Origin of the sequence: Pseudomonas sp. EL_65y_Pfl1_R83, assembly GCF_963970695.1 — a bacterium.
GTDB lineage: Bacteria > Pseudomonadota > Gammaproteobacteria > Pseudomonadales > Pseudomonadaceae > Aquipseudomonas > Aquipseudomonas tritici.
Genome location: NZ_CAXAQI010000358.1, coordinates 1 through 473, shown reverse-complemented (window position 1 = coordinate 473; position 473 = coordinate 1). Strand labels below are relative to the sequence as shown.

Below are 473 nucleotides of genomic sequence, written 5' to 3'. Positions count from 1 at the left end.
ATCGGTGGCGGTTGCCATCGCATCGTTGACGGCCTGTGTGATGCCGGCCTGGGTCGGCGTCATCACGATGCGCTGTCCGTCGATGACGCTCAGATCCCAGTCGCGCTGCCCGGTCATCCCCGCGCCGCCGATATGCTTGTTCAGCAATTCGCGCGCGGCATCGAGCTGGCGGACGTCGCGCAGCAGGAAGCTCAGCTTGCCGCCGTCGGTCGCGATGTCGCCGATCTGGAACGGCGGCGTCGCGCTGTTCATGTCGTTGAGGATTTCCTCGCGCTTCGCCTCGAGCCGGTTCTTGACCAGTTCCTTGGTGTCGGCCTCAAGCAGCAAATAGCTGCCGCCCGCCAGATCGAGACCGAGGTTGACCTTCGGGTGGGGGAAGCGCCCCCAGCTATTGGTCACCGAGTCGGGCAGGAAACTAGGGATCGCCAACGCCATCAGGCAAGCGAGCAGGCCCAGGATCGAAGCGACCTTCC

At 64.7% G+C, this 473-nt stretch carries 1 protein-coding gene; it reads right to left on the bottom strand.

Features of this window, described 5'->3' with window-relative positions; translation table 11 throughout:
• On the bottom strand, positions 1-473 hold a 473-nt coding region (locus AACY08_RS29280), incomplete at both ends, for a hypothetical protein (RefSeq protein ID WP_339472577.1).